Origin of the sequence: Rhodococcus sp. EPR-157 (genome assembly GCF_001647195.1) — a bacterium.
Lineage (GTDB): Bacteria > Actinomycetota > Actinomycetes > Mycobacteriales > Mycobacteriaceae > Rhodococcoides.
In genome coordinates this window covers 1-6,919 of record NZ_LVCV01000261.1, presented here as the reverse complement: position 1 = coordinate 6,919, position 6,919 = coordinate 1, and the positions used below count along the sequence as shown (strand labels likewise).

The window sequence follows — 6,919 nt, the reverse complement described above, 5'->3', positions numbered from 1 at the left end:
CGTCTTCTGAAACTGACATCGGTTGTCAGTTTCAGAAGTGGGCGTCATAAATTCCTGGGGTTTTACCTCCGATTGCAGTCGTCTTCTGACATTCTGAGTGCAGAAGTGGACTGCACAATCGGTCGGTCACGCAGGCCGGGCGTTCGGAGGCTGCGATGGACGCGGACAAGTTCGATGTCGCCGAGACTGGTGTGCTGACCGCGTCGGCGGAGCAGTGGGAGCAGGCACGGTCACGGTTCGCAGTGCTCAGCGAACTAGTGGATCGATCCTCGATCGGTACCGCAGTGGTGGAGGATGCAGCGCAGCAGTTGGGGGTCTCGCCCCGGCGTGTGTACGTGCTGTTGTCCAAGCTCCGGAATGGGGGAGGGGCGGTCACAGATCTGTTGGTCTCCGCTCCTGTAGGCGGGCGCGGCCGCTCTCGGATGCCGACCGAGGTGGAAGAAGTGATCGCCGAGCACATCAACCGCGAGTTTCTGGCTCGCCAGAAGCTCAGTGTCGCAGCACTGCATCGACGTATCGCGCTGGCCTGTCACCGTGCGGGATTCCCTATCCCAGCCCGCAACACAGTCACCGCGCGGATCGCAGCGATGCACCCGGGCCGCGTCGCACGGTCACGTGGCGGACCGGACGCCGCCCGATCGCGGCAGTCCGCGGGCGATGTCCCGCCGCCGGTGACGGCGGTTCTCCAGCAAGTCCAGATTGATCACACCGTGGTCGATCTGATGATCGTCGATGAATACGACCGGGTGCCGATTGGACGTCCATATCTCACGATTGCTATCGATGTCTTCAGCCGCTGCGTGCCGGGCTTCGTGGTCACACTCGATCCTCCGTCCGCAGTGTCGGTCGGGTTGTGTCTGGGCCGGGTGTGCTCGGACAAGAGCGTATGGATCGACGCTTTGGGCCTCGGCGCGGATGTGCGGTGGCCGATGGCCGGAAAGCCGCGCGCCTTGTATGTCGACAACGCCTCCGAGTTCAAAAGTGAAGCGCTACGGCGCGGTTGCGAACAACACGGAATCGACCTCGGCTACCGCCCACCCGGCAGGCCGCATTACGGCGGGATCGTCGAACGCATCATTGGCACCGTCATGACCCAGGTCCACGAACTCCCCGGCACCACGTTCTCGAACCCAACGCAGCGGGGCAGATACGACTCAGAGGGCACGGCAGCCCTGACGCTACGAGAATTGGAACGCTGGCTGATCCTCGCGGTCGCGGCGTACCACGCGGACGTGCACACCGGCCTGAGCCGGAGCCCCGCTGCGCAGTGGATCAGCAGCACCGACGCCGATACTGCTCGATCGACGTCGACAGTGGTGGGCGAGACCGCATTCCTGGTGGACTTCCTTCCCGTCATCCGGCGTCGCCTGACCCGGACAGGGTTCGTCATCGACCACATCCAGTACTTCTCGAACGCTCTGAAACCGTGGATCGCTAGGCGAGAGAAGTTGGGTCAGTTCGTGATCCGGCGTGATCCACGAGATCTGAGCAGGGTGTGGGTCCTGGACCCCGACAGCGGCGGCGGGTATGTCGAGGTGCCGTACCGGACGATGTCACATCCGGCGGTGACATCGTGGGAACACCGGGCAGCGGTGGTGCGTCTTCGAGAGCACGGCCGAGCAACTATCGACGAACACGCTCTGTTCGCGATGATCGAGAAGATGCGTCAGGTAGCCACGTCGGCAGAGCGGGACACCAAACGAGCCCGACGTAATCGCACTCGCCGTGCTCACCTGAGCAGCGTCACCACATCACCGAACGCGATGGGCCCGCCCGAGAGTCGCCCCGGTACCGACCAAGTACCGGTTCCGATCTTCGACGACATCGAAGAATGGTGAATCGATGAACGACGACCCCCGAATCACTCCTGCAGGCGACGGTAGCGGCGAAGACATCGACCCCGGTAGTGCGGATCTGATCCACCTGCGAAGTTCGGTCAGATCGATAGCGGGTCTTCCTGCTGCACAACGCATCAGGCACATTCGTACGGAACGGTGGATCGGGTATCCGCGTGCACGGTCGGTGATCGTGCACCTCGAGACGTTGCTGGTGTGGCCGGATCGGCAACGAATGCCGAACCTGCTACTGATCGGGCCGACGAACAACGGCAAGTCGATGATCATCGAGAAGTTCCGGCGTGCGCACCCCGCTGTCAGCTTGCCCGACCGTGAGCACATACCGGTGTTGTGTATGCAGATGCCCCCGGACCCAGCACCCGGACGGTTCTACCTCGCGATGCTCGCTGCCCTCGGAACGCCGATGCGCCCGCGAAGCCGCGTTCACGAACTAGAACAGCAAGCGGTGACGCTGTTGCGAGCAACCGGGGTTCGGATGCTGATCATCGACGAGCTCCATAATGTTCTCGCCGGTCGCGACAACGTGCGCCGAGAATTTCTGAACCTGTTGCGGTTTCTGGGCAACGAGCTGCGGATCCCTCTCGTCGGAGTCGGTACCCGAGAGGCGTACCTCGCGATCCGCAGTGATGCACAGTTGGAAAACCGTTTTCACCCCATGACGCTGCCGATCTGGACCAACGACACCGACACCCGCTCCCTGCTGGCGAGCTTCACCGCCAGCTTCCCGTTGCGTGCGCCCTCGTACCTGACATCGGCGGAGATGACCGATTACCTCCTCACCCGGTGTGAGGGCACCATCGGCGAACTGGCCACGCTGTTGACCGCGGCCGCAGTGACCGCAATAGAAGCCGGAGAGGAAGCGATCACCTCACAGGTGTTGACCCAAACCGCCTACTTCGGGCCCACCGAACGCCGCCGCCACTTCGAACGGCACCTGGCATGACACCAGCCGATGCCCCTGCAGCGCACACAGCGCTCGACCACAGTGCGCATCCGCCGTGGCCGCTGCGCCCGCAACCACTACCTGGCGAGACTCTGATGTCGTGGCTGGCCCGGACCAGCGCACTGTATTCGTTGATCAATACAGCGGACCTTCTCGACGGGCTCGGTGTCGACACCTCGAGCGTGGACCTGGACCGGCACACACCCGAGCCGGTGCTATCGGCGCTTGCCCAGAGGAGCACCTGTACGGCGGAACGGCTGCGGGAAATGACGTTGGCGGGCTGCACGCCCTGGCTGCTCGACAGCACCGACCCCACCGAGTGCGACTTCGACACCTACGTCCACCAGTTCTCTGTCCTACTACCGGCGGGTCTGGCGATGGCCGATCGACGTCGACGCGCACCGCCCGCCGGCACATGGCTTCCCTGGGTAAGCACGCTGACTACACGGGCATGCCCTCTGTGCATCGACACCCTCGACACACACGCCGACATCGCGGTCATGATGGCTCAGCAATACCCGATGCTGACCAGCTGCACCAAGCATCTCTGCCGGCTCGAATTCTGCAGCGTCGTACCCGGCAGACTTGTCTTCTGGGACAGGACACCAGCAGGCTCGGACGAGCACGCACCACCGATACCGGTCGCGGCGGCCGTCGCAGAAATCGACAGACGCAGCGTCACCGCGTTGACGTGCGGGTCGGTCGAGCTCGGCGCGGGCCGTGTTCATGCAGCAGTGTGGTTCAGGCTGCTGCGCACCGTCGTCGACGAAGTATCAACACCTCTGGTCCGCACCGGATGGTGGGCAAAGCCACTCAGCGCGATCTGGAAATCCACCGGCCGTTCTCGCCCGCTCCGAACATCGTGGGTTCCGTTCGAGGACCTGCGCTGGGAAGAACAAGCAGCAGTACTGACCGCCGCCGCGACCGCGATCATCGCGGTCGAGAACGATGAGATTTTCGCGGGTGGTGCTGATGCGGCTCTACTGCGCCCACGCTCGTACGAGCCGGTTGATCCGGGGACCGCTCCGACGCGGTCTCGCAGTCCGGTACCCGCCCGCAGCGCCTGGGACGGTGTGATTGCGGCGATCGATGCCGCTGCCGCTGGAGTTGCCGGGCGAACAGACGTCGGTCATGACGCGGCGACGATGAGCCGGCCGAGGACACCGGATTCGAGCAGGATGATCGCACCCAGGACGATGAACACCACGGGTACGAGCCAGTGCTCGACCCGTTCGAGAGTGTCGACGACCTTTCTGCGAGTGCCCAACAGTCTGCCTGCGTAGCACCAGATTCCCACGCAGATCAGGAACACGGCGATGGTGACCGCGGTCTGTGGCGCACCGAGCGTGCGGAAGACCGGGGTGTAGACGGCGATGTTGTCGGCTCCGTTGGCGATGGTGATGGCGGCGACACCGACCATCCCTGTTGCCACCACCGGGGCCTCGTCCTCGTCGCCGCTGCGCAGGCCGCGGATCAGGCCCCAGACACCCAACGACAGGGGCAGCAACCCCAGTAACCCGACCCAGTCCTCCGGGACGATCACCAATCCCAGGGCAGCGACGACACTGATCGCGACGAGGGTGATCAGGCCGGCGTACTGGCCGGCAACGATCTGCCATGCCCGCGGCCGCCCCTGGCTGGCGGAGGCGACGAACAGCACGGTCAGCACGACGATGTCGTCGATGTTGGTGCCGGCGAACATCGCGACCGCCGCGGCGATGGTGGTGATCACTCCCGCACCGAGCGGCCACGGCGGGGCGGCTGAACGTCGTGTCCGGAGGGCTGGACCGCGGTAGGGGTGGATCGGCTGCGAGGCCGCGAGGCGGTCATCCGGATTTTTCCTGCGCGTGCGCGGTACGAGTAAGGGCCGCTTCCTCCCAGAGTATGGAGCCGATGACCAGTACGACACCACAGGTGAGGTAGGTGTCGGCGAGATTGAAGGTGGGCCACCAGCCGGTGTGGAAGTAGTCCGTGACGCGACCGTCGACGGTGCGGTCGATCACGTTGGCGGCGGCGCCGGCGACGATCGCCGACAGTCCCACAGTCCCCAACGGTGAGCCGGTGGGGACAGTGCGCCACGCGTACACACCGATGCCGACGGTGATGATGGCGGTGACCGCGATGATGACCCACGGCGGCAGTTGGTTCCCGACGCTGAAGGCGACACCACTGTTGTAGGCCAACTTCAGTTGCAGCACGCCTAGCTCGACGATGCGGCCGTCGGAGAGTGCGCGGCGGGCGACGGGGTCGCCCGCGAGTGCGACGCCGATGAGTACGACGGCGACGATCGTCAGGGTCCGCCGGGACCGTGGCGCCGAGATGCCCGGGGCTGCGTCGGCGCTCATATGCGGGCCTCGGCTGCCGTCGGGGCCGATGCGGGTGCCGGTCCGGTGGTCAGGGGGTGGGCGCGGCCTGCCCGGACTCCGTTGGCGATGACCACGATCTCGGCGAGTTCGTGCACCAGAACCACTGCTGCCAGGCCCAGAATCCCGAACAGGGCGAGCGGCATCAGAACGGTGATGATCGCCAGAGACAGCCCGACGTTCTGCAGCATGATGCGCCGAGATCGGCGTGCGTGGGCCAAGGCGTGTGGCAGATGCCGGAGGTCCTCGCCCATCAGGGCGACGTCGGCGGTTTCGATGGCCACGTCGGTTCCCATGGCTCCCATGGCGATACCGAGGTCGGCGGTGGCCAGTGCGGGGGCGTCGTTGACACCGTCGCCGACCATCGCGGTCGACCGTCGGACCTTCAGGTCGCTGATGATGGCTGCCTTGTCCTCCGGTCGCAGGTCCGCATGGACCTCCTCGATGCCGACATCGGCGGCCAACGCTCGGGCGGTGCGTTCGTTGTCCCCGGTCAGCATCGCGACGTGGTATCCGTCACGGCGGAGACCGGCGACGACCTCCGCGGCTTCGGGTCGCAGTTCGTCGCGGACCGCGATCGCGCCGAGTGTTCGGCCGTCCTGCTCGATGAGCACGGCGGTGGCTCCGGCGCGCTGCATCCGTTCCACCTCCGCCGCCAGCGGGCCGGGCTCGATCCAGCCCGGCCGTCCGAGCCGGACGTCGGAACCGCGCAGGCGGCCGGTGAGGCCGGCGCCGGTGACGGACTCGACGTCCTCGGCGGGGGTGTGGTCGTCGACGGCGGCGAGGATCGCCGCGGCCAGGGGGTGCTCGCTGCGCACCTCGAGCGCCGCGGCCACCGCGAGGACCTGTTCGCGGGTCGCGCCGTTCACGGTGGCGACGTCGATGACGACCGGCTTGTTGCGGGTCAGGGTGCCGGTCTTGTCCAGTGCGATTCCGCGGATGCGGCCGAGGGCTTCCAGTGCTGCGCCGCCCTTGACCAGGACACCGAGTTTGCTGGCAGCGCCGATCGCAGCGACGACGGTGACCGGGACGGCGATGGCCAAGGCGCACGGTGAGGCAGCGACGAGGACGACCAGTGCGCGTTCGATCCATATCCGTGGGTCGCCGAGGAGGCTGCCTACAGCGGCGATGAGGGCCGCGGCGACCATGATCGCGGGCACCAAGGGTTTGGCGATCGTATCGGCCAGTCGCTGCGCCTCGCCCTTGCGGGACTGCTCGGCCTCGACGATCCGGACGATCTTGGCCAGCGAGTTGTCCTCGGCGCGCGCGGACACCTCGACCTCGAAAACCCCGGTTCCGTTGATGGACCCGGCGTACACCTCATCGCCGGGCCCTGCCTCGACGGGCACCGATTCGCCGGTGATCGCCGAGGTATCGAGCGCGGTGTTGCCACTGCGGATCGTGCCGTCGGTGGCGATGCGCTCGCCGGGCTTGACGATCATGATCTCGCCGACCGTCAACTCGGTCGGCGACACCACCTGTTCTCGACCATCTCGTCGGACGGTGGCGGTGTCGGGAACCAACGACAGCAGCGCCCGCAGACCTCGCCGGGTGCGGGCGACCGCGTACTCCTCGAGGCCTTCGCTGATGGCGAACAGGAACGCGAGCATCGCAGCCTCGCCGACCTCACCGAGGATCACGGCGCCGACCGCCGCGATGGTCATGAGGGTGCCGACGCCGATCTTGCCGCGGGCGAGCCGCTTCAGGGTCGACGGTACGAAGGTGTAGCCGGCGACGATCAACGCGACCGATTCGAG

General features: G+C 66.0%; 5 protein-coding genes and 1 pseudogene. 3 read left to right on the top strand and 3 right to left on the bottom strand.

Annotation, left to right across the window (positions count from 1 at the left end):
- The first annotated feature begins 155 nt into the window (after positions 1–155).
- From A2J03_RS12040 to A2J03_RS32045, 3 genes are read left to right on the top strand one after another with little or no spacing between them, the layout of a single operon-like run.
- Positions 156–1,838, top strand: a complete 1,683-nt coding sequence (locus A2J03_RS12040) for a Mu transposase C-terminal domain-containing protein (RefSeq protein ID WP_068373905.1) — start codon at positions 156–158, stop codon at positions 1,836–1,838.
- Between the two features lie 4 nt (positions 1,839–1,842).
- Positions 1,843–2,799, top strand: coding sequence for a TniB family NTP-binding protein (locus A2J03_RS12035; protein WP_231893738.1), 957 nt, complete (start codon positions 1,843–1,845; stop codon positions 2,797–2,799).
- Positions 2,796–4,082, top strand: a complete 1,287-nt coding sequence (locus tag A2J03_RS32045) for a TniQ family protein (protein ID WP_428849463.1) — start codon at positions 2,796–2,798, stop codon at positions 4,080–4,082. The genes A2J03_RS12035 and A2J03_RS32045 overlap by 4 nt, the downstream gene beginning before the upstream one ends.
- Here A2J03_RS32045 and A2J03_RS12030 read toward each other — a convergent pair.
- The 3 genes and pseudogenes from A2J03_RS12030 to A2J03_RS12020 all read right to left on the bottom strand — a co-directional run.
- Positions 4,004–4,501 (bottom strand): annotated as a pseudogene (locus A2J03_RS12030) (cadmium resistance transporter); the annotation flags it as partial. The gene A2J03_RS32045 and the pseudogene A2J03_RS12030 overlap by 79 nt on opposite strands.
- A 124-nt stretch (positions 4,502–4,625) precedes the next feature.
- Positions 4,626–5,144 (bottom strand): signal peptidase II, encoded by a 519-nt coding sequence (lspA, locus tag A2J03_RS12025; protein ID WP_068049655.1) that lies wholly within the window; start codon positions 5,142–5,144, stop codon positions 4,626–4,628.
- Positions 5,141–6,919 (bottom strand): heavy metal translocating P-type ATPase (locus A2J03_RS12020; RefSeq protein ID WP_068049651.1); only part of this gene is annotated, 1,779 nt, incomplete at its 5' end. The genes lspA and A2J03_RS12020, both read right to left, overlap by 4 nt.